Here is a 20,191-nt window from a genome sequence, read left to right on the forward strand (position 1 = left end):
ACCTTAAGTTAGTTAATCTAGTTCAGTTGGCAAAATTAGGTAATATTATGATGATAGCATAATATTATTCCATTAACTATTAACCGACTTTTAAACATAAAAAAACCTATCATTTAACGTGATAGGTTCTTGTTTATTAGTTCGTTAGCTTATTTAATATACTCTATCGGAGCATGTACTTCATTCTGACTATCAAAAAATCCTTGATCTTCCATCCATTTGTCATTATAAACTTTACTCATATATCGAGAACCGTGATCTGGAAAAACAACGACAATTTTATCAGAATTTTTAAATTCACCTTGCTCATTAAGTTGCTTTAATGCCTGCATCGCCGCACCACTTGTATAACCTACAAAAAGACCTTCAGTTCTTGAAATTTCTCTTGCAGTATGGGCACTTTCTTCATCGGTTACTTTAACAAACTTGTCGATTAAATCAAAGTCTGTTGCCGTTGGAATAAGATTTTTTCCTAATCCTTCTATACGGTATGGGTAAATTTCTTTTTCGTCGAACTCTCTAGTTTCATGATATTTCTTTAGTACAGAACCATAAGCATCAACACCAATTATTTTAACCTCAGGATTTTGTTCTTTAAGATATTTAGCAATACCAGATATTGTTCCACCTGTACCACTACACGCCACTAAATGCGTGATTTTACCTTCAGTCTGATTCCATATTTCCGGTCCGGTTGATTTATAATGCGCATCAATATTTAACTCATTAAAATATTGATTTATATAAATAGATCCTTTAATCTCGTCATGCAAACGTTTTGCTACCTGATAATATGATCTCGGATCATCAGCCTTAACGTGCGCTGGGCAAACATATACTTTTGCACCCATTGACTTTAACATATCTATTTTGTCTGCCGAAGACTTTGAACTTACAGCAAGAATACATTCATAGCCTTTTAAAATACTCACCATTGCAATACTAAAACCGGTATTACCCGAGGTTGTCTCAATGATTGTATCTCCAGGAGTTAAAATTCCCTTGCGCTCAGCTTCTTCAATAATATGTAATGCTATTCTATCTTTGGAAGAGTGACCAGGATTGAAGGCTTCTACTTTAGCATAAAACTCACCATCAAAATCTTTGGTCATTTGATTTAGTTTAATAAGCGGTGTACTACCTATCAGTTGTAATACATTATTAAACACATTTTTGTTTTTGTCCATAAATGTTAGTTAATGAGAGTAACTTTTATATACTCTAAAACCCCACAAAACTAATCAATTTTTTTTAATTACTCATAAATACCTTCTAAATCTAAAAGAAATGCAAATTCTTCTGCATCTTCCTTTAAACTTTCGAATCTTCCAGAAGCACCTCCATGACCGGCATCCATATTAGTTCTAAGTAAAATCTTATTAGAATCTGTTTTTAAATCTCTTAATTTTGCTACCCATTTTGTCGGTTCCCAATACTGTACTTGTGAATCATGAAGACCAGAGGTCACTAACATATTTGGATAATTTTGTCCTGTTACATTATCATAAGGTGAATAAGACTTCATATAATTATAAAAGGTCTCTTCGTTAGGATTTCCCCATTCATCATATTCCCCAGTTGTTAAAGGAATAGAATCATCCAACATTGTTGTTACCACATCCACAAAAGGTACAGAGGCTACCACACCATTATATAAATGAGGAGCTTCGTTAACAATAACACCCATTAATAATCCACCTGCACTTCCACCCATTGCATATAGATGTTTAGCGGATGTATATTCCATAGAAATTAAATACTTAGAACATGCTACAAAATCTGTAAAAGTGTTTTTCTTATTTAGAAGCTTTCCATCGTTATACCAATCTCGCCCTAAATATTCACCACCTCTGACATGAGCTATAACATATATAAAGCCTCTATCTAATAAACTTAATCGGATGGTTGAGAAATAGGGATCTACGGTAGAACCATAACTACCATATGCATATTGTAACAATGGATTTTTACCGTCCATAGTTATTCCTTTTCTGTAAACCATAGACATAGGAATTTTGGTACCATCATCTGCCGTTGCCCAAATACGCTTAGAAGTGTAATTTTCTTTTTTAAACTTACCTCCTAAAACTTCTTGCTCTTTTAAAACTTTTTTAGATTTAGTGTTCATGTTAAATTCTATAACAGAAGCTGGTGTTGTTAAAGAATTATAGGCATATCTAAGTACGTCTGTATCAAATTCAACATTGGTAGTTGTGTAAGCAGTATAAGTTTCACTATTAAAAGGTAAATAGTATTCTTCGTTTGTGAAAGATGAAATAATTCGAATTTCATTTAGTCCATTTTCTCTTTCACTAACGACCAAAAAGTCCTTAAATATATCTATGTTTTCAATTAAAACAGACGCTCTATGTGCTATTACTTCCTGCCAATTTTCAATGTTCCTCTCATTTTCCTTACAACGCATTAATTTAAAATTAGTGGCATTATCTTTATTTGTAAGTATGTAGAAATAATTCTCAAAATGTGAAATACTATATTCTAATGCTCTAACTCTCGGGCAAAAAACCTCAAAGTTGCCATTAGGTTTATCAGCATTAAGAATATGATATTCATTAGTAAGTGTACTGTAGCAAGCTATAATGATGTATTTTCTAGACTTTGACTTGTACACGGTAGCACCAAAAGTATCGTCAGATTCTTCGTAAACAAGTGTGTCTGAGTTTTGCCCTAAGGAATGTTTAAAAATTTGAAATGCTCTTAATGTTACTGGGTCCTTCTTGGTGTAAAACAATGTTTTGTTGTCATTAGCCCAAGACGAAGATCCAGTTGTATTTTCTATAGCTTCAGACTTGACCTCATCAGTTGCAATAGTTTTAATATGAATAGTGTACTGTCTTCGACCCGTGGTATCAATACCGTAAGAAACCAACTTATTATCTGGACTAATACTTATTCCAACCAATCTAAAGTAGGAATGTCCTTCTGCCATAACATTACAATCAAAGAGCAACTCTTCTTCTGCTTCTAAAGATTCTTTTTTACGAGAATAAATAGGATAATCTTTACCTTTTTCAAATTTAGTGATGTACCAATAACCATTATACTTATAGGGAACCGAGGAATCATCTTCTTTGATTCTTGATTTCATCTCTTCAAACAGGTTTTCTTGAAAACTCTTCGTATGCGTTAGAATTTTATCGCAATAAGTATTTTCTTCATTCAAATACTGAATAACTTCAGGATTTTCTTTGTCGTTTATCCAGAAATAGTCATCAATTCTTAAATCATTGTGTTTCTGTAGCTTTTGCGGAACCTTTTTAGCTCTAGGTGCTTCCAGATTATAAGTTTTATTCATTAGTGTTTTCGATAGTCTAAAAAATGAGCGCAATTTACTAATTTTACGCCTTATTAATTCTAAAATTTATAATCCTATGTTTGGTGATATGATGGGAATGATGAGCAAACTTAAGGAAGCTCAGAAAAAAGTTGAAGAAACGAAAGAACGATTAAATAGTGTCCTTATTGACGAGTCAAGTAGTGACGAAAAATTAAAGGTAAGCATCACAGCCAATAGAACCATTAAATCTATTGAAATAGATGATAATCTACTTGAAGATAAAGAAATGCTTGAAGATTATTTAATTCTAACCATTAATAAAGCTATTGAACGCGCTACCACTATTCATGAAACTGAAGTTGCATCTGTAGCAAAAGCTGGAATGCCTAATATACCTGGTATGGATATGTTTAAATAAGGTATTTATAAACTTAGGGCTCTCGTTTTATCTATAAAAAATACCTTTTGTCTATTCGTCTATTATTTGTAGAAATTCAACAATTAATTTCATTAACACTTTCTTAAACAAATATATTTGGTTCGCTATTAACTAAAGATAATCAATTATGAAGCAATTATTTAGAGTATTAACTTTATGTCTCTTAATTTCATTCACCTCTTGTCAGAATGAAAGCACAGATGACACAAATCAAAATCCTGAATTAAGAGTCGTTGACGGTATTGTTGTTGGAGACGGTGAGGAGGATAAAGAATTAATGTTTAACAAATCTAGTGAGATTTTAATGAAATCCACTGGAAATGCATCTAACTGCGACTATCTTGTTAACGGAGATGATTTACCTAGTTCTGTAAGTATCACTACTACAGCAAAACCTGGGTCTGAAGGTTATTTCTCAATAAACATTAATGATTCAACAGATGTTCTAGCAGGATCTGACATACCTGCCTGGTGTGTAGATGTAGATTTAGGTTTGGGCGCTAATGAAACACACGATTTTACAGTTTATTCTTCGTATGAACCTCTACCTAGTGGTGCATTTGAACATCCAGAAAATTTTGACAAGGTAAATTGGTTATTAAACCAAACTATCATTGGCGAAAATAGTCCAAACGGTCTTGGAGCTTATACCTTTGGACATATTCAATATGCTATTTGGGATTTAATTGATGACTTTAACTGTAATTCTTGTACATACTTAACTGACCCAATTGGAAATTGGAACTCCAATGGTAATGATATCGCAATGGGACAAGAACTTGTTAATTTAGCAAAGAATAACGGTGCTGGATTTACCCCACAATGCGGTGATAAGGTTGGTGTTGTATTAATTCCTAATAACGACAAACAGCCATTAATTATAATGAAAGATTTACCTGAACCTGAAGTGTGTAACGATTGTTTAGGAAAAGTAAATAACATTACATTTAAATGGGATTGGCCTCATGATTGGAGAGTAAGACTGTATCAACGATATAAGAAAACATGTTATGCTGTTAAGATTTTCGATGATGTTGTTGGACAAGATGATTTAATGTCGGTTAGTGGCGCAAATCCAAATGGTACTTTTGGAAAATGGATTTATGTATACGTTGGTAACTGTTATTACACTAAATTTAAAACAAACTGTAGCTTTAACATTGGGCCAGGATATAAACGTGGTGTTGTTGAAGTTGTAAGTGGAACAAGTACTCAAGGTGGTGAACTATGTGAGTATGAATATCAACACTGTTGGTAAAATATTAAAATAAAAAACTTAATAGCAATAAAAAGAGAGATACTTATGTATCTCTCTTTTTTATTTATAAGATTCTTCAAAAACTTAGATATTTCTCAATGTAGTTATTAATTTATTATGCATCTCATCAGTATAATCTATATGAGTTACCATTCTCAATTTATTACTCCCCATTCCAATAATAAAAATATTATTGGCATTTAATTTTTCTATAAAATCATTTTCACCTACTCTATCATTCAACTCAAAAATAATAATATTTGTTTCTAAGGGTTCAACTTTCTTTATCAATGAAAGTTCAGAAAGCGTCTCACCTATTTCGATAGCTTTTTTATGATCTTCTGTTAATCTATCAATATGATTTTCTAAAGCATATAAACCGGCAGCAGCCATATAACCTACCTGTCGCATTCCACCTCCAAATATTTTACGAATTCTAATAGCGTTTTGCATTAACTCATTATCACCTATAAGTACGGAACCCATTGGACATCCTAAACCTTTACTCAAACAAACCGAAATAGTATCAAATAGTTCACCATATTGTTTTGGTGATTCACCTTTAGCTATAAGTGCATTCCATAATCTAGCACCATCTAAATGATATCCGAGGTTATGTTTATCTGCTACCTTTCGTATGCGTTGCAACTCTTCAAAATCCCAACAAGCTCCTCCACCTTTATTAGTAGTGTTTTCAATCGCTATTAAGGATGTTAGTGGACTATGATAAAAATCTGGTGGATTTATTGATGCTTCTGCTTGTTCTGCTGTAAACATACCTCTATGGCCATTTATTAATTTACATGAAATTCCACTATTAAATGACGCACCTCCACCTTCATAATTATATATATGAGCATATTTATCACAAATAACTTGTTCGCCTGGATTAGTGTGTAATTTTAAAGCTGCTTGGTTGGCCATACTACCTGTTGGAAAAAACAACGCCATGTCTTTCCCAAACATTTTAGCGAGTCTTTCTTCTAGTTCATTTACCGATGGATCTTCTTTATACACATCATCTCCTACATCAGCAGATAACATTGCGTCTAACATTTCTTTTGTAGGCTTTGTTACTGTATCACTTCTTAAATCAATAATCATTATTATGTCATTTTTATGAAGATAAAACTACACATTTTAAAAATCCAATTCAAAATTATGGGAATGAAATGATGCATATTATATTTGCTAGAAACTAAAACATATATGATAACTTCCGATCAAATTAAAGATCTTAATTCCCGTCTAGACAAACTTAGACAGTATCTTTGACTTAGATGCTAAACTTATAGAAATCGCTAACGAAGAAGAACAGACGTTCGACCCAAACTTTTGGAACGACTCAAAAAAAGCCGAACAGGTAATGAAATCCTTAAGAGAGAAAAAAAGTTGGGTAAAAGATTATAACACTGCTAAAACATTATCTGAAGACTTAGAAGTCATTTACGAATTTTATAAAGAAGATGAAGCCACTCAAGAAGATGTAGAATATCGCTTTGAACAAGCTACAAATTCCCTCGAAAAATTAGAGTTTAAAAACATGCTTTCGGATGAAGGCGATAGCTTAAGCGCTGTACTACAAATTACTGCTGGTGCTGGTGGCACCGAGAGCTGCGATTGGGCAAGTATGCTTATGCGTATGTATTTAATGTATGCTGAAAAAAGTGGTTTTAAAATCAAAGAATTGAATCATCAAGAAGGTGATGTCGCTGGCATAAAAACAGTAACCCTAGAGATTGAAGGCGACTATGCTTTTGGTTGGCTTAAGGGTGAAAATGGTGTGCATCGTTTAGTTAGAATTTCACCATTTGACAGTAACGCAAAGCGTCATACAAGTTTTGCTTCAGTTTATGTTTACCCTTTGGTTGACGATTCAATTGAAATTGAAATAAATCCAGCAGATATTGAAATTACAACAGCACGTTCTAGTGGTGCAGGTGGACAAAATGTAAACAAAGTAGAAACTAAAGTTCAGCTATTACATAAACCAACCGGTATACAAATACAATGTTCAGAAACACGTTCGCAGCACGATAACCGTGCCAGAGCAATGCAGATGTTAAAATCTCAATTGTATGAAATTGAACTTCAGAAACAAATGGCACAACGCGAAGATATAGAGGCGAGTAAAATGAAAATTGAATGGGGAAGCCAAATTCGTAACTATGTAATGCATCCTTATAAATTAGTAAAAGATGTACGATCTGCTCATGAATCTGGTAATGTAGATGCCGTTATGAATGGTGATTTAGAACCATTTTTAAAGGCCTACCTTATGATGATGGGACAAAAAGAAGAAAACCCAAGTAACTTGTAAATGAAAAGTATTGATACCATAATTTTCGATTTAGGTGGTGTTTTAATAGACTGGAATCCAGAATATGTTTTTCTTGATGTTTTTAATGGTAACAGAGAAAAAATGCAATGGTTTTTTGATAATATTTGCACATCCGATTGGAACGAAAACCAAGATGCTGGCTATCCGCTTCAACAAGCTACAGAAGACCTTGTTAATTTATATCCTGAGTACGAAGAACATATTAGAATGTTCTATGGTCGCTGGGAAGAAATGCTTGGTGATGCTATAGAAGGAACTGTTGATATTCTAAGAAGTTTTATTGACAATCCAGACTATAAAGTTGTGGCCTTAACAAATTGGAGTCACGAAACTTTTCCTATTGCTTTAGAGCGCTTTGAGTTCTTACATTGGTTTGAAGGCATTCTTGTTTCTGGTGAAGAAAAAACACGTAAACCTTTTAAAGAAATTTATGAGTTAACACTTAACCGCTTTAATATAAAAGCAGAAAAGGCTATCTTTATAGATGATAATTTAAGAAATATTGAAGCTGCGATAGAGCTTGGTATTAATGGCATACATTTTGAAACACCAGAACAGTTGCTTGACGAATTAAAGACGTATTCAATAACTATTTAAAATAAGATTCCTGCTTTATCGGGAAAATATATATATGATTACAATTTATCACAACCCAAGATGTAGAAAATCTAGAGAAGGCTTAGAGATTTTAGAGTCTTCTGGTAAAAACTTTGAAATTGTAAAATATCTAGATGAACATTTAAATGAAGACACTTTGAAAGCTATAATCAAAAAATTAGGTATTGCACCAATAGATTTAGTTAGAAAGAATGAAGCTATTTGGAAGTCAGACTATAAAGGAAAAGATTTATCAGATAGCCATATTATTAAAGCAATGGTAAATCATCCCAAATTGATAGAACGACCAATTGTCGTAAATAATAATAAAGCTGTGGTTGGAAGACCCCCAGAAAATATTAAAAACATTATCTAGTATGAAAAAGTCATTATTTTTAATTGTTCTTCTTATTGTAGGCATGGATGGCTATAGCCAAATGACAGGTGGTTTTGGTGGACGAGGTCGGGCGGCCAGAGAGATTAATAGAATTCCACATAATAATTCAGAACCTAGTGAAAAAGAATTAGCCGAACGTGAAAGAAAAATGGAAGAACGTAAAGCGGAGTATATTAATAACTTCTTAACGACTCTAGAGGCAGACGATTTTCAAAAGGAAATAATAAAACAATATCTTTCTAGCTATTACGATGAAAAATTAAAGCTTTATAAAATTCAATACGAAAGATCTTTCGATAGAGAAAAAGCGATTGAAAACCTTAACAATACCCATTTTAAAGAATTAGAAGAACTCATTTCTAAAAATGACATGATCAAACTCAAAGAACTTATAACAGGTGACTTTGACGAAAAAGAGGTTGAAAAAGAAAAGAAGAAAAAGAAGAAGAAAAAAAAGAAAAAGAAGCGAAAAAAGAAAAACGAAGACGAAGAAGATAAAAAAGAAAAAATAGATGAATAAATGCTTTCAATAATAGTATAAGGAATGCTAATTACCATTTAACAAAAGATTAAGTTAGGTAGAAAATAGTAAATGTACTTTTGCGCAACTAAGCACAACTATCATTTATTTTTTTATGAAACTTAATCTTTTTGCATTTCTATTTGCTCTATTTATAACTTCTATTTCATTTGGACAAAAAGATATCACCGTAAAAGGAAAAGTTATTGATGAGGAGCTGAATTTCCCTTTAGAATACGCTACCATAACAATAAAAAGACCTTCTGACAATGCTGTAGTTACAGGTTCAATTACAGATTCAAAAGGTGACTTTTCAGTTGAAATTCCAGCAGGAACCTACAATATATATGTTGAGTATATTTCTTATAAAACAAAAGAATACTTAAACAAAACAATTTCTAAATCTATTAATCTCGGAACAGTCAGCTTATCACCAGATGTCTCATCATTAGATGAAGTTACTATTGTTGCTGAGCGCACAACAGTAGAGATTAAGTTAGATAAGAAAATATATAACGTCGGTAAAGATTTAACCGTGCGAGGTGGCACTGTTAGTGATGTTTTAGATAATGTACCTTCGGTATCTGTAGATGTGGAAGGAAATGTTGCTTTAAGAGGTAATGATGATGTAAGAATTCTAATAAATGGAAAGCCATCAGGTTTGGTAGGTCTTAACTCTACAGACGCTCTAAGACAATTACCAGCTGAATCTATAGAACGTGTTGAGGTTATTACTTCACCTTCAGCCAGATATGATGCAGAAGGATCCGCAGGTATACTTAATATTATTCTTAGGCGTAGCAAATTACAAGGCTTAAATGGAGCTATCACAGTAAATGGTGGCTATCCGACTCAAGCTGGTATTTCTGGAAATATTAACTACAGAACTGGTGATATAAATATATTTAATACCACAAGTTATGATTATAGAGAATCTCCAGGAAATGCTTTAAATGAAACTGAATTTTTTAATGGTGAGGAGCCTAGTACGTTTTTAATTGAAGAGCGCGATTTTGACAGAGAACGAAAAGGCTACAGCACAAACACAGGCATAGAATGGTATGTCAATGAAACGAGTTCTATAACCGGAACCTTTGTGTATCGCGATAGTGATAACGAAAGAAATGCTTTTAATCTAGCAAGAGAATTTGATGCAAATAATAATCTCACAAACACTACAATCCGAAGAGATCCTGAGTTTGAAGACGATAAAACTGTACAATATTCATTAAGCTATGACAAACAATTTAATGGTAACAGCCAACACAAATTAACACTAGATTTTCAGGTTGAAGATAGCCAAGAATTAGAACAGTCACTCATTAATCAAAATGGTTTTGATGTAGAATTCGTTGAAACTGATGAGAGTCAGAACAGAATATTACTCCAAGCAGATTATGTGCAACCTGTTGAGGAAACCGGTCAATTTGAGTTTGGTTATAGAGGTGAATTCTTTGATCTTGTTACCGATTATTTAGTGGAGTCTAGTTTTGATGAAGGAAATACTTTCCAGATTAATACAAATCTTAGCAACAGCTTAGATTTTAAACAACATGTAAATGCTTTTTATAGTCAATTTGGAAATAAGATCGGTGAAAAATTCTCATATCTTCTAGGTTTGCGTTACGAAGGCACTCGCATTACTATAGATCAGGTTACAAGTGGCGATTTTGATAAAAAAGAATACCACCAACTATTTCCAACAGTAAACTTAGCTTTTGAATTATCTGAAGACGAGAATATTACTTTTGGCTACAACAGACGTATTAGAAGGCCACGATCAAGGTTCATCAATCCATTTCCTTCTCGAAGTAGTGCCACTAACCTATTTCAAGGAAATCCAGATTTAGATCCGACTACAACCGATGCTGTAGATTTTGGATACTTCAAAAAAATTGGGAAATTATCTCTAACAAGTTCTATATACTTTCAACATACTAAAGACGCCTTTAATTTTGTAGCATTAAGTACTGATAATTTTTACATTTTTGAAAATAATCAGACCGTTAACATTAACGATTCTAACTTTGATCAACTCAATGAAGATTTTGATTTAATACCTGTTATTAGACGTACACCAATTAACCTAGCAACGAATGAACGCTTTGGTTTAGAATTCACTTTAACCTACAGACCAACCAAAAAATGGAATCTGAACGGTAACTTCAACTTATTTAATTCTAGTACAAGAGGTGATTTTGAAGGACAAAATTTTGATGCTGATAACCTAAGTTGGTTTATAAGATTAAATAATAAATATACGCTTCCTGGTGATATAGATTGGCAAACACGTGTGTTTTACAGAGGTCCAAGCGAAACTGCCCAAAGTAGAAATCAAGGCATATTCTCAACCGATTTAGCCTTCAGTAAAGACTTATTTAAGGATAAAGCTTCTATTGCCTTTAATGTGAGAGATGTTTTTAATTCTCGTAAAAGACGTAGCGATAACTTCACTGACACTTTTAATAACTATAGTGAGTTTCAGTGGCGTGTACGCTCATTCAATGTGGCTTTTACCTATAGGTTTAACCAACAAAAGAAGCGTGAGCGCAATGGTGGAAGAAATGGTGGTGATTTTGAGTTTGAGGGATAAAAGGTTCCAGTATTTTATTAACTAACGGTTGTGTTTCTAAATTCCATTTTTAATTTCATTTATTAACTTTTATAAAAAAAACATCTACCTATTAAAGATAGATGTTATCAATTAATTAGAAGAAGTTCAACAAGTTAAAAGACTCGTCAAACAATATTTTTTTGTTTTTATTTACGTTTAAACATTCTATTAGTCATACCTCGAATGTCATCAATGGCTTTTCCTTTTACTAACCAAGAAATTCCAAATGGTATTACTGCTGTGGTCTCAAAAATATAAACATAGTAATCGTGTATTATAAATTCTTTAGTTATCCATTTCTCAATAACAATACAAATTATAATAAGTGCCACAGAAACAAAAACCGTATTACCACAACATTTATATAATTTATGATTACCATCATCTGAACCTCTTGTAAATTTAAAACGTGACATCCAACCCATACACAAAATAAAAACACCAGCAGCCACTAAATGAATGGTGCTAAATGTTTTATCTATATGCCCAAATAAAGGTTCTAAAGGCGTATTGCATAACTTTTCTATCGCTTCATTTCCACTATCGTAACAACATGTAGGTATTAAAACCACAATCAAAGCTGCTAAACCACCAATATTAGTTAAAAAATCATCGCTTATTTTTTCTGTTGATGTATCTATTTTATAACCTCTATAAGACAATAAAAAGAGTCCAAAAGAAGATAGAATAATGATAAAAATAAGCGACGATAATGTATGGTAATAATAATGACTAATTGATGCTAAAAATTCACCTTTAGCTATTGGCAATACAATTGGTAATAGTAAACCTAATGTACCTATAAGTTTACGGATACGGTAATCTGAGTGTTGTAGGTTTGATTTCATATTATTTATGTATTAAATTCCTTCATTACTTTATCTCGTCATTCTTTCCATAGTACTTTGAATCCATCGTTTTTTTGAATCTTTAATTAGCGTTCCATTATGACGAATAGAATTAATTCCAATAACATGATACTCTGAATTTCGTTTTACCATGATTGGTGATCCGCTATTTCCTCTTTTAGTATCTAAATTATGCTTAAAGGAAGAATTCCTTATTCTTCCTAGTGTGGACTCATCGAGTGTCATAATAAATTGATCAGCATATTCATCTGCTGCTGGATAACCAGCGCAGTATACAGGTTCGCCCTCTTCTAAACTCGTTAAATCCTCTAATATTGGTAAAATTGGGAGATTATCTAAATGCCTGTTATTAGATACGATCTCTTCGGGAATATATATCAAAGCCATATCGTGCGAAATATGTGTTCTTCTTCGTCTAAAACTATAGCCTGGAGCTATACTGATATTTCGACGATAACCTATATTGTAAATAATTGAACCAAGATGCTCATCATTACCTATTTTTGAAGGATAGATTGAGAGTTTATTAGGCTTATTAAGTCCAAATATGAGTCCTGAAACATTATGCGCTGAAGTTAACAGAAAGTTTCGGCTTATAAAGAACGATGTAGAATGATGATCTCTTTCTCCTCGGCGGTTTCTTCTAACATTTTGATAAGCAATACCATCAAACTTTGAAGCTCGTATGGTTTCAATTGAAATTTGATCTGGAAAGTTGTTTTCTGGTGGCATGGTTGGGTTTATTTAATTATTTAAAATCTGTTCTATTCGTATTACTTTTTCTCCTTGGCAATAGGGAAACTTACAAAGTGTAGTCTCATAGCAAATGCCGTTAAACTCGTAGTCTAATTGACCCGAAACCAAAATGCCTATGACTTTATTAGTACATAAATTAAATATCGGAGAACCTGAATTACCCTGAAATCCATCTAAGGACGTATAAAAATATTGAAAAGGAGCATTATCTTCAATGTTAGCATTCAGGGCAATCTTGATTGGTAAACCTGCTGGATGACCTATCATGAAAATCTCAGTTTTATAGTCAATGGAACGTGAATTTTCCCATTCTAAAATTGGTCTTTTAAATTCCCGATCTACTGTAAATTGAACTACATCTAATTCCTCATTTACATATTCAAAGGATTTAGGATAAAAAACGTTAGACTTAGGGATTTTTGATTGTATTTGACCATCACCATTTGAAATGTCATACCCAAAAACGACAACATAATCCTCAATATGCCTTTCAAATACATGCTTAGCAGTTAACATTGAATTTTCGCCAACAATAAATCCTGTACCTGTACCGACAACGGGTTGATTCTTGAAAATTTGGTTGTCACATAGATTATATATTTCACCTAAACTACTCGAAGTATCTAATTGATAACTATCTAACGAATACTTAAACAATTTCTCCTTCTCCATAATTACGGCAACTGATTCAGTCTTTTCAAGAATTGAAGATTGCCATTTGACACTTGAATCTAAATCAGAACGTTCGAATCGACTATCATATCTTTTTTTACCTACTAACCTTTTCGCATTTAGACAAGGTAGATTAATATTTTCTAAATCTTCTTCTTCTGGTGCAGCAACCATGAGCGCCATTTCAACCACAGTTTCAGTCTCCATATCGTAAGCTTCTAGAATTTCCTTTTCTTCGATGATCTGGTCTGGTTCATATATAATAACGTCATCAAACTCCTCAAGAATAACATCAATTACTTTTTCATTCTTAACCTGTATCTCTTTGCTGTAATATTCAAAAAGAAGATAACTCAATGTATCGCCTTTAACAGCATGTATTGCATAGTTTCCTTCCTGGTTTGTTAAAACGCTGTTATAGTCCGTCTTATTTATAACTATTACCTCTGATAATGGTATTCCTTCATTATTGGTGATAATTCCTATAATTAAGTTCTGTTTTATAGAATCTACACTTTTCACATTATTTTCAACAACAATGGTATCTTTTACTTGCCCAATTAAGTAAAATGGAAAAAAAAGAAAAGTCAGGACCATTAATTGATTTAAATATTTCATCCTAATCTACACCTCTATTGAACAATGTAAACAAAGGAATATCTATTACTAGGCCTAAGCTCACTCTATAAGATTCAATATCATTAAATACACCAGCACCATTATCAATATCCCTAAGTTTTGGACCATACTGAACACCTGCATTTATTGCAAAGGGTGAATTGTTAAATCCATAACTTAGGTACAACCCTGGGGAAAAGATATCCTTAATATTAAAATCAGGTAGTGTTTCTGTGTTACTATCATTATCTAATCTAAGTCTCACAGGTGCACCAATGTCTATGATTGGAACAAAAAAGCCAAAGCTCCCTTTTTTAGTTTCGAAAAACTGGCCATATATACCTATAGGAGCAGTAATACCTAAATGTTCCGCGTCCTTATCTGAACCACTGTCACTAAACTCAAAACCTGCCAAAATTCCAGGATATGAATTTATAGACACATAGGTAGATGTCTTTTCTTTTGCCGACGAACTACCAGCAGGAAGTGCGAATGCCTCAAGCGCTGCCTCAACATCTTCAGAATTTTTAGATACGGCAATATCAGTGATAAAATGAACAATTTTCAAGACATTATGGTCTTTAATTTTAAATACTTTTTTAGTCAATTCTGGAAGATAGGCGTTAAAATATCTTAAAAACTCTTCTTTGGATTCTTCTAGTTTAGAGCTATCATTCAAAAGATATGCGTTGTAGGTGTTTTTAATTAAACTTTTGAGACACCCCTTTAGTTGTGATTGTATGTTAGCCTTTAGTCCGCTATTATCAATATATTCTTCAATCGGAAGAATTATGGAGTTCGTTAAATCTACATCTGTATATTCATTAAAAACTTCCTCAAAATCAGACAAAAACTCAGTTTTTAACTTTTCAATTTCCTTTTTAAAATCCTCATTACTATCAGCTTTTATAGCATTATCAACTTTCTTAAATTGTATTTTTATATTGGCTAATTTTGGATCTAAGGGGTAATTGACTATTTGTTCTACTATCACTGCTAAATCTTTTAAATCTTTCTTTTTCTTATCAGAATTTGGAATTTTTGTAGTGCTTAAGAATGTTTTTAACACTTTGATATTTTTGGAAACCTCAAGTGCATTACTCAAATTGGTTATAGCAGATATTGACACCTTGTTTTTCGAGAAATTAGAAGAAATTTCTAGAGCACTTATTATAGCTGTCGTATAATTTTTGTTGTGCAGATCTAAAAATATATCATTAACTGATTTGGCAGTCTCAAAATATGGTTTGGTCTTTTTTATTACAATATTCTCATCAATATTGGAATCCAAAAAATGAAGAGTTTGGCCTTTAATAAGGATGTCATCAACTGTATTCACTAAAGCTTCTGAAAATTCTATTAGAGTTCCAACCACACTGTGTACTTGGGTAATTTCTATCTTTTCATTGTTTTTATTTGCTTTTTTAATATTCTCGAGATCAGATTGAATTTTTTCTACATTAGTGACAATGTGATTAATATGGTTTTTAATAAACTTAATCGATGTTTCAGTAGTTGTGACATTATCTGGCGTGACATTCTCCATAAGTTTTTTAAACTTCAAATTAACTAAAGCATAATCGTCTTTGACAAACTGAACTTTGAAGTATTTTTCTTGTTGCTGGTTTAAAAATCCTATGTACAAAAAATAGAATTCCTTTTCTGATCCATAGTTACTCATAAAGTCTAAAGACACTAATTTTTGTTTACCATCATCAATGACCAATAAACTATGAGCAAGTAGAGATGTTAGTTTAATGGTGTTTGCAATGTTGAATTTTATCTTTTCTCTTGAATTTTCTGCCCAGCGTTGAAGGTTAGGGCTATTCTCTAAAATTTCGAAATAGTCTAATGGTTCTTTTATTTTTGAAATCTGAGGTATTAAATCCAAGGCTTCAAAAGCAAATCCTATATCTGGATTGTTCTTTATCAACTTTTCAAATCTTGGCGTCGTCTGTAAATTACTTGCATTTGCCAATAGATTATTTAAGTCCTTTTCTATGTATTGCTTAAAATCATCAGTGAAATTCAATACTTGGCTAGCCTCGAAGCTTTTTATGTAATCCGTTGTTTCAGGTAGCAATACAATTAATTCGTTTAAATAACTCTCCTGACTAGGATTATTTAAATAGTTCTGAATTTTCTCTATGGCATGGGTTGTTAATTCCTCTTTAATCCGCTTCGCTAAAAACCGACTTAGGCCATCAATTATGGTTTCAAAAGTAAGGTCCCCTCCTAAAAAAGGCAGGGATTTTTGAATTGAAGAGCTGTAGTTGACTTGAGCAGAGAAATCTTCCTTATTAAAAAACACCGTTGAATACTTTTTAATAAATAGTTCTAGAACATGACTTAAATAAGTATTCTTTGAATTTTCGTAAATATCACTCAACTGAGAGAATGAAATTAAATCTGAATAAAATTTTATTAGATAATAATTTTTCTTCTCGGCCTCGTAATTTCTTATGTCAGTATCATTTAATCGATTTTGATTTCTCTCATTGTTGTAAAGTAGTTTCTGTTTATTATAAGATTCGAATGCTTCTTGCAACTCACTTACTTTCAAGCAAAATTTTGCGATTTTTGTTGAATCATCATCGTTGTCAACATCTATCCCAAAAAGTACATAATCAACAACAAACTGTTCTTCTGAAATTGAGATTACTTTAATTAGTTTATCAAAAAAATCTTCACAACCTTTATCTACATCGCGTTCTATATCTGTTAAATATGATTTAAAGATGGACGTAACCCTAAACATATCTTTTGATATGGTTTCATTCCTTAACTCCGGATCAACTGCATTATAGTCCTTTTTCAATAAGTCCATCAGCTCTGCTGCATCTCCTGCGACTGGTGCCGATTTTTGTGCAAAAACATTAGTTAGGGTCGCTAAAATTAAAATTAGCAGTAATCGAAGTTTCATAATCCGTATAATTTAGTTGGTTAATGTTTCAAAATTAATTGCAATAAAAACTGTAAACCATACCCAATACAAGGTATCTTTTACTTATAATCGCAATGTCAACAACGAATTATGTATTCAGTATCATTTAAGGAGATGACACTCAGTGAATCATCTTAAAGCTATAATAAATAATTTTTTAATGCTATTTTTATTAGATAAAATGCAGGTAAATCCTTTTAAAAGATGAAACTAATCACACCTAACAATGAATTTTTAACTATACCATTTTATCAACAAACATGACGTTTCTCATATATGGTAAACCCATTTTTGGCTAACTTGTTGCCATGAATACCATTGCAGAACGTATCTTCGATTACCTAAAGGCCTTTCCGCCATTCAATCTACTTACAAGAAGTCAACTTTTTGCCGTCTCTGAAAGGGTTGATGTCATTTATCTTGAAAAAGATAAATATCTTTTTGAAATAGACAAACCTGTCGAGGATCATTTTTATGTAGTTAGAGATGGCGCTGTAGGATTATTCAGAGAAAATAATAGTTTAGTTGATGAATGTGATGAAGGCGATATTTTTGGCTTAAGAGCTCTACTTCGTACTGGTCTGTATAAGCTAAATGCAAAAGCCATTGAAGAAAGTATTGTCTACAGTATTTCATCAGAGTTATTAGAAAAATACATCACTACAAACAAGGATGCTAGTCAGTTTTTAATGGCAAGTTTTGCATCTAACACACGTGTTAAACAAGCTGATGATAATGACTTTATAGAATCTCTAAATCGCTCATCTGAATACACGTATCTGCAAACTGCTGATTATTCAAAAAACCCTATAACTTGCAGCATTCATACTAGTGTAAAAGAGGCAGCTCAAATAATGACACACAAACATGTTGGATCGATAATTATTGTAAATGACAACAAGCCCATTGGTATTATCACCGATAAAGATTTAAGAACCAAAATCGCAACTGGGAAATTCACCATTGATGATAAAGTATCAGCAATAATGTCTTCGCCTGTAATCACCTATCCTGAAACAATTACAGTTGCTGAGACACAAATTGCCATGTTAAAAAATAAGATTACTCATTTATGCATTACAAAAGATGGTACAGATAATTCTGAATTAACAGGAATATTATCCGAACATGACATCATTGTTTTAAGAGAAAATAATGCCTCTTCGCTAATTAAAGAAATTAAGCGAAGTTATTGGCCTGAACAACTTAAAGATATTAGAGAACGTACAGAAACACTACTAACTAAATATCTAGAACAAGATATTCCTATTGACTTTATTTCAAAGTTAGTTTCTGCTATAAATGATGCGATTACACAACGTATTATAGAGTTTGCATTGACAGAAATGGACTCCAAACCACCAACCAAATTTACGTGGTTGGCCATTGGTAGTCAAGGACGACAAGAGCAATTGCTTATGACTGACCAAGACAATGCCTTGGTTTTTGAAGATGTAGAGCCATCCAAATATGAAGACACAAAATCATACTTTTTAAAACTTACAGATCATATAAATCATTCTTTAGAAATTGTTGGTTTCGAGTTATGTCCTGCTCAAATGATGGCTAATAATCCAAAATGGTGCAATTCAATTACTGAATGGTCTCAACAATTTAAGAGTTGGATAGCAACACCAGATCAAGATAATTTGATGCTTTGCACTATTTTCTTTGATTACGAGCATGTTTATGGTGACACATCACTTGTAAATCAGTTATCTGAACAAATCTTTGAAAGCATTGCTTCGCATGATATTTTCTTGACTTACCTTGGCAGAAATGCACTTCAAAATCCACCACCATTAAGTTTCTTTAGACAATTTTTAGTAGAAGATGATGGCGAACATAAAGATCAATTCGATATAAAATCTAGAGCAATGATGCCTTTGGTAGATGCAGCACGACTCTTAATTCTTTCACACAATATTAAATCTACTAATAACACCTTAGAACGCTATGAGAAATTAGCGGAACTAGAACCACAAAACAAAGACACTTATATATTTTGCCTAGAATCATATAAAAATCTGTTACGCTTTAGAACACAACGTGGTTTAGCTAATGATGATTCAGGTAGATTTATTGACTTAGAATCTCTCAATAAAAGTGATAGATTAAGATTAAAACGGAGTTTTAAAGCAGTAAAATCGATACAAGAACTTATTAAAACACGTTTTAAATTATCACAATTATTATAAAATGCATTGGTTTAAACGTAAAACTTATCCTGAATTTTGGAATAATTATGCTTCACATTTTAAACGAGCTCAAAGTCAAGAGCTCGAAAAAATCCGTTTCATGGTTTTTGATACAGAAACCACTGGATTAGAGACTAAAAAAGACAGAGTTTTATCTATAGGATGTATTGCTATTAGTCAATTAAAAATTAAAGTATCCGATCAGCTTGAAGTGTATTTAAAACAAGAATTATTTAATGCTGACACCGTAAAAATTCATGGTTTACTAAGGGATGGAAAGCTAACTAAGATTGATGAACTTGAAGCATTAAAAGAATTTTTAAACTATATAGAGGATGCTGTTATTGTAGCACATCATGCAGCTTTTGATGTGGCTATGATTAATGAAATGCTTAAAAGAAATGATTTGCCTAAACTGAAAAACAAAGTTCTTGATACTGGTCATTTATTTCAAAAGACAAAAATAGACACTAGCAAAACACATTTTAGCTTAGATGAACTTTGTAAACGATTTCATATACCTATGCACGATAGGCATACAGCTTCTGGTGATGCTTATATTACTTCACTTCTGTTTTTAAAATTATTGTCATTGCTTAATGATAAAAACAAATTAAAACTAAACGACCTTTTAAGTCCTGTTAAGCGTATAGGATTATTATGAAAAAAC

Annotated in this window: 16 protein-coding genes; 9 read left to right on the forward strand and 7 right to left on the reverse strand. The window is 32.2% G+C overall.

All coding sequences use genetic code 11. From position 1 onward, the window contains the following. Positions 1-149: 149 nt before the first annotated feature. Together HRU50_RS03235 and HRU50_RS03240 are read right to left on the reverse strand one after the other, a co-directional pair. On the reverse strand, positions 150-1,187 hold the full coding sequence (locus HRU50_RS03235) for a PLP-dependent cysteine synthase family protein (RefSeq protein ID WP_296348119.1): 1,038 nt from the start codon (positions 1,185-1,187) through the stop codon (positions 150-152). A gap of 68 nt (positions 1,188-1,255) precedes the next feature. Then, entirely contained in the window at positions 1,256-3,316 is a 2,061-nt protein-coding gene (locus HRU50_RS03240) for a S9 family peptidase (RefSeq protein ID WP_296348121.1), read from the reverse strand. Between the two features lie 76 nt (positions 3,317-3,392). On the opposite strand from HRU50_RS03240, the gene HRU50_RS03245 reads away from it, so the two are divergent. Together HRU50_RS03245 and HRU50_RS03250 are read left to right on the forward strand one after the other, a co-directional pair. After that, complete coding sequence (locus HRU50_RS03245; RefSeq protein ID WP_296348123.1) at positions 3,393-3,716, forward strand: YbaB/EbfC family nucleoid-associated protein; 324 nt, start codon at positions 3,393-3,395, stop codon at positions 3,714-3,716. A gap of 148 nt (positions 3,717-3,864) precedes the next feature. Further along, positions 3,865-4,995, forward strand: a complete 1,131-nt coding sequence (locus HRU50_RS03250) for a hypothetical protein (RefSeq protein WP_296348124.1) — start codon at positions 3,865-3,867, stop codon at positions 4,993-4,995. 84 nt (positions 4,996-5,079) lie between these two features. Here HRU50_RS03250 and HRU50_RS03255 read toward each other — a convergent pair whose 3' ends face one another. Beyond that, positions 5,080-6,099, reverse strand: a complete 1,020-nt coding sequence (locus tag HRU50_RS03255) for a GntG family PLP-dependent aldolase (RefSeq protein WP_296348126.1) — start codon at positions 6,097-6,099, stop codon at positions 5,080-5,082. A 105-nt stretch (positions 6,100-6,204) separates the two neighbouring features. On the opposite strand from HRU50_RS03255, the gene prfB reads away from it, so the two are divergent. The 5 genes from prfB to HRU50_RS03280 all read left to right on the forward strand — a co-directional run bounded on the left by prfB (position 6,205) and on the right by HRU50_RS03280 (position 11,443). Then, positions 6,205-7,315 (forward strand): peptide chain release factor 2 gene (gene prfB / locus HRU50_RS03260; RefSeq protein WP_296348128.1). Its coding sequence is split into 2 segments (ribosomal slippage): positions 6,205-6,267 and positions 6,269-7,315, totalling 1,110 coding nucleotides; the frame shifts between segments, so codons are not numbered across the junction. Beyond that, positions 7,316-7,933 carry an HAD family phosphatase gene (locus HRU50_RS03265; RefSeq protein ID WP_296348130.1) on the forward strand — a complete coding sequence of 206 codons (618 nt, stop codon included), beginning with the start codon at positions 7,316-7,318 and terminating at the stop codon, positions 7,931-7,933. Between the two features lie 34 nt (positions 7,934-7,967). Further along, complete coding sequence (gene arsC / locus HRU50_RS03270) at positions 7,968-8,309, forward strand: arsenate reductase (glutaredoxin) (protein WP_296348133.1); 342 nt, start codon at positions 7,968-7,970, stop codon at positions 8,307-8,309. A gap of 1 nt (position 8,310) precedes the next feature. Next, complete coding sequence (locus tag HRU50_RS03275; protein ID WP_296348135.1) at positions 8,311-8,850, forward strand: hypothetical protein; 540 nt, start codon at positions 8,311-8,313, stop codon at positions 8,848-8,850. Positions 8,851-8,965: 115 nt separating this feature from the next. Further along, a complete protein-coding gene (locus HRU50_RS03280) occupies positions 8,966-11,443 on the forward strand; it encodes a TonB-dependent receptor (protein ID WP_296348137.1) in 2,478 nt (825 codons plus the stop codon). A 167-nt stretch (positions 11,444-11,610) separates the two neighbouring features. Here HRU50_RS03280 and HRU50_RS03285 read toward each other — a convergent pair whose 3' ends face one another. Genes HRU50_RS03285 through HRU50_RS03300 form a run of 4 tightly spaced genes read right to left on the reverse strand, consistent with a single transcriptional unit; the run spans position 11,611 to position 17,302 of the window. Then, a complete protein-coding gene (locus HRU50_RS03285) occupies positions 11,611-12,312 on the reverse strand; it encodes a hypothetical protein (RefSeq protein ID WP_296348138.1) in 702 nt (233 codons plus the stop codon). A gap of 30 nt (positions 12,313-12,342) precedes the next feature. Further along, positions 12,343-13,065, reverse strand: coding sequence for a serine protease (locus HRU50_RS03290; RefSeq protein ID WP_296348141.1), 723 nt, complete (start codon positions 13,063-13,065; stop codon positions 12,343-12,345). A gap of 12 nt (positions 13,066-13,077) precedes the next feature. Next, positions 13,078-14,358: a trypsin-like peptidase domain-containing protein gene (locus tag HRU50_RS03295; protein ID WP_296348143.1), complete on the reverse strand. Its 1,281-nt coding sequence runs from the start codon at positions 14,356-14,358 to the stop codon at positions 13,078-13,080. A 22-nt stretch (positions 14,359-14,380) separates the two neighbouring features. Further along, positions 14,381-17,302: a hypothetical protein gene (locus HRU50_RS03300; protein ID WP_296348145.1), complete on the reverse strand. Its 2,922-nt coding sequence runs from the start codon at positions 17,300-17,302 to the stop codon at positions 14,381-14,383. Between the two features lie 329 nt (positions 17,303-17,631). Between HRU50_RS03300 and HRU50_RS03305 the strand changes: the two genes are divergently transcribed. Both HRU50_RS03305 and HRU50_RS03310 read left to right on the forward strand, forming a co-directional pair. Further along, complete coding sequence (locus tag HRU50_RS03305) at positions 17,632-19,521, forward strand: DUF294 nucleotidyltransferase-like domain-containing protein (protein ID WP_296348147.1); 1,890 nt, start codon at positions 17,632-17,634, stop codon at positions 19,519-19,521. Position 19,522: 1 nt separating this feature from the next. After that, complete coding sequence (locus HRU50_RS03310) at positions 19,523-20,185, forward strand: 3'-5' exonuclease (protein ID WP_296348149.1); 663 nt, start codon at positions 19,523-19,525, stop codon at positions 20,183-20,185. Positions 20,186-20,191 lie beyond the last annotated feature (6 nt).

It is taken from the genome of Winogradskyella sp. (assembly GCF_013213835.1).
GTDB lineage: Bacteria > Bacteroidota > Bacteroidia > Flavobacteriales > Flavobacteriaceae > Winogradskyella.

Coding starts and splice junctions, on each gene's coding strand:
- HRU50_RS03235 (WP_296348119.1), bottom strand. CDS start 1,187: ATGGACAAAAACAAAAATGTGTTTAATAATGTATTACAACTGATAGGT.
- HRU50_RS03240 (WP_296348121.1), bottom strand. CDS start 3,316: ATGAATAAAACTTATAATCTGGAAGCACCTAGAGCTAAAAAGGTTCCG.
- HRU50_RS03245 (WP_296348123.1), top strand. CDS start 3,393: ATGTTTGGTGATATGATGGGAATGATGAGCAAACTTAAGGAAGCTCAG.
- HRU50_RS03250 (WP_296348124.1), top strand. CDS start 3,865: ATGAAGCAATTATTTAGAGTATTAACTTTATGTCTCTTAATTTCATTC.
- HRU50_RS03255 (WP_296348126.1), bottom strand. CDS start 6,099: ATGATTATTGATTTAAGAAGTGATACAGTAACAAAGCCTACAAAAGAA.
- HRU50_RS03265 (WP_296348130.1), top strand. CDS start 7,316: ATGAAAAGTATTGATACCATAATTTTCGATTTAGGTGGTGTTTTAATA.
- arsC (WP_296348133.1), top strand. CDS start 7,968: ATGATTACAATTTATCACAACCCAAGATGTAGAAAATCTAGAGAAGGC.
- HRU50_RS03275 (WP_296348135.1), top strand. CDS start 8,311: ATGAAAAAGTCATTATTTTTAATTGTTCTTCTTATTGTAGGCATGGAT.
- HRU50_RS03280 (WP_296348137.1), top strand. CDS start 8,966: ATGAAACTTAATCTTTTTGCATTTCTATTTGCTCTATTTATAACTTCT.
- HRU50_RS03285 (WP_296348138.1), bottom strand. CDS start 12,312: ATGAAATCAAACCTACAACACTCAGATTACCGTATCCGTAAACTTATA.
- HRU50_RS03290 (WP_296348141.1), bottom strand. CDS start 13,065: ATGCCACCAGAAAACAACTTTCCAGATCAAATTTCAATTGAAACCATA.
- HRU50_RS03295 (WP_296348143.1), bottom strand. CDS start 14,358: ATGGTCCTGACTTTTCTTTTTTTTCCATTTTACTTAATTGGGCAAGTA.
- HRU50_RS03300 (WP_296348145.1), bottom strand. CDS start 17,302: ATGAAACTTCGATTACTGCTAATTTTAATTTTAGCGACCCTAACTAAT.
- HRU50_RS03305 (WP_296348147.1), top strand. CDS start 17,632: ATGAATACCATTGCAGAACGTATCTTCGATTACCTAAAGGCCTTTCCG.
- HRU50_RS03310 (WP_296348149.1), top strand. CDS start 19,523: ATGCATTGGTTTAAACGTAAAACTTATCCTGAATTTTGGAATAATTAT.